The organism is Parafrankia discariae, assembly GCF_000373365.1.
In the GTDB taxonomy this organism is placed as follows: Bacteria; Actinomycetota; Actinomycetes; order Frankiales; family Frankiaceae; genus Parafrankia; species Parafrankia discariae.
On the sequence record NZ_KB891187.1, the window covers coordinates 1 to 1,876 of the forward strand.

Genomic DNA, 1,876 nt, shown 5'->3' on the forward strand with positions numbered 1-1,876 from the left:
GGGCCACATGCGGCCCACACAACCAAGATTCAGGACAGGCACTGAGATTGATTCGGCATGCCTGCCGCAAGATCCGCCGATCCGCGCGGACGCCGGCTCCCGTGGCCGTTCGCCATAGCGGCAACTCCGCCCTATGGACGCGGAGCAGGCAGGATCACATGGAGGAGGATGACGAGCCACGCGATGACCGCCAGCGCGTGATCACGGGCACGCAGGACGCCCTACAGATCGCAAGCTACGGACCTGCTCGCGTTCACGACCTACCCGCGGGGAATCTGGAAGCAGATCTGGTCGTCCAACCCGCCGGAACGACTGAACAAGGAAATTCGCCACCGCACCGACGTCGTCGGGATCTTCCCCGACCGTGACGCCATCATACGGCTCGTCGGCGCCGTCCTCGCCGAACAACACGACGAGTGGATCGAAACCCACCGCTACTTCGGCCTTGAAATCCTCGCGAAAATCGACGCCACGAACAAGAACTCCGACACACCCGAGATCAGTGTGGCACCCGGGGCGCTCACCGCATAACCTTCAACCAGGAGCGCGCGGCGTCACTCTCTGTACACCACCCCCGTGGACGTGACCCCCGACGGCTCACCTGAGGGAGCCGAAGTTAGGGTTCCCTGTATGTCGGAGATCATGGGGACCGTGCGGGAGCTCGTGGACCGAGCAGCCATCCTTGATGTGGTTATCGCCTACGCGACGACGCTGGACACCAGGGACTGGGAAGCGCTCGGCGGGTTGTTCACCGAGGATGCGCGATGGGAATACCGAGCGTCCGGGGAGCAGGTACACGGCCCCCAGGCGATCGTGGCCCGGATCAGGCCAGCCCTGGAACACCTTGATGCCACCCAGCATCTCAACGGCAATCACGTCATCACGGTCCACGGCGACGAGGCAGAGCACACTTGCTACTACCATGCCCAGCACGTCCGTCGCGGCCTGCCCGACGGTGAACTCTTCCTTGGGGCCGGCCGCTACGACGACCGCCTGCGCCGCACGCCTGACGGCTGGCGGCTGACCGACCGCGTGCTGACCAGCATCTGGAGTGAAGGCAACCCGGCGGTACTCCAGCGACTGTAAAGGTGCCCCGGTTTCGTTCACAGGTAGGGCTTTGAACGATTATGCGGCTTGATCGCCTGGCAGCCAGACAGGACAAGTAGCTACGCCAGGTCGTTGCCAGGGCGAATGTGGCCTGACACAGCACTAACCGGGCCGCTGGCGGAAACCCTGTGGGTATGCGGCACATCGTTGTCGGGGTCGACACCCGGGAAGCGGCTCCCGCCGCCCTGGCCCGGGCGGCTGACCTCTCGCGGCGGCTGGGCGCGGAACTCGATGTCGTCCACGTCCAAACCCTCAGCCGCGGCGAGATCCGCGCGATGGTCTCCACGGTGCCCGGGCGGCACCTGTCCGAGCGGTTCCTCAGGGCTGACCAAGATGCCCAGGCCAGGGAGATCCGCACGCTGGTGGAACGGACACTGGCGGGCAGCGACGTGCGCTGGCGGTTGCACGTCCTGGCCGGGAATCCCGCGGCGCACCTGCTCACCGCGGCCGACAGCGTCGACGCCTACGCAATCGTCATCGGCACCCGGCACGGCGGCGCGGTCGTCCTGGAGCGGCTGCTGACCGGATCGGTCTCCCATCGGGTGGTCGACTGGGCGAAGCGGCCCGTTCTGGTCGTTCCGACAGACCTGGACGAGTAGCAGAACCGCCGTGCCGCGGCCAGATCACGATGCTCGCAGGTCAGCACGTCGACGACCTGCCCGAACTTGTCGATCCGGAGCCTGTCAATCCCGATGAGACATCAGGCTGCTTGGTTCGTGGGTAGCGCCTCCTCGGTCTCGATGATCGTTGGTGGCTGGTTGATCCACGC

The 1,876-nt window shown here is 65.7% G+C and carries 2 protein-coding genes and 1 pseudogene; all 3 read left to right on the plus strand.

The window, feature by feature from the left end:
• Nucleotides 1-240: 240 nt before the first annotated feature.
• Nucleotides 241-531 (plus strand): annotated as a pseudogene (locus B056_RS40535) (transposase); the annotation flags it as partial.
• 99 nt (nucleotides 532-630) lie between these two features.
• On the plus strand, nucleotides 631-1,086 hold the full coding sequence (locus tag B056_RS0110210; protein WP_018501764.1) for a nuclear transport factor 2 family protein: 456 nt from the start codon (nucleotides 631-633) through the stop codon (nucleotides 1,084-1,086).
• A 155-nt stretch (nucleotides 1,087-1,241) separates the two neighbouring features.
• Nucleotides 1,242-1,706, plus strand: a complete 465-nt coding sequence (locus B056_RS0110215; protein WP_018501765.1) for a universal stress protein — start codon at nucleotides 1,242-1,244, stop codon at nucleotides 1,704-1,706.
• The last annotated feature ends 170 nt before the right edge of the window (nucleotides 1,707-1,876 follow it).

Excerpts from the sequence above, each read along its gene's own strand:
- B056_RS0110210 (WP_018501764.1), top strand. The coding sequence starts at position 631 with ATGTCGGAGATCATGGGGACCGTGCGGGAGCTCGTGGACCGAGCAGCC.
- B056_RS0110215 (WP_018501765.1), top strand. The coding sequence starts at position 1,242 with ATGCGGCACATCGTTGTCGGGGTCGACACCCGGGAAGCGGCTCCCGCC.